At 82.4% G+C, this 335-nt stretch carries 1 pseudogene; it reads left to right on the forward strand.

The annotated features are described in order from the left end of the window. Positions 1 to 221: pseudogene (locus tag A4V12_RS38400) on the forward strand (ATP-binding protein); the annotation flags it as partial. Positions 222 to 335 lie beyond the last annotated feature (114 nt).

Genomic DNA, 335 nt, shown 5'->3' on the forward strand with positions numbered 1-335 from the left:
TCAGCGAAAGCGGGGGCGCCCGCCCTCGGGGCGGCACGGGGAAGGTCGTGTGGTTCACCCTCCCGCCCCCCCCGCCCACCCCCCTGCCGATACCGCCTCTTCCCGTGTACGGCGCCGCCACCACCGGCCCGTTCACCGGCACGGTCCCCTTCGGGGACGCCGCCGACGCGGCGGACGCGGTCCGCGAACGGGCCGTCGCCCGGCCGGCCGTCGCCGGCTGACGGAGCGGGGGCCACGGCGGGTCCACCGTCGCGGGCCACCGGGACGCCGGCCACCGCCCCTCGGGGCGCCGGCAGGTGTCCGTCGCGCGGGCCGCCGCGGCGGGGGGGGCGGGG

Source organism: Streptomyces noursei, assembly GCF_001646665.1.
Taxonomy (GTDB): domain Bacteria; phylum Actinomycetota; class Actinomycetes; order Streptomycetales; family Streptomycetaceae; genus Streptomyces; species Streptomyces lavendulocolor.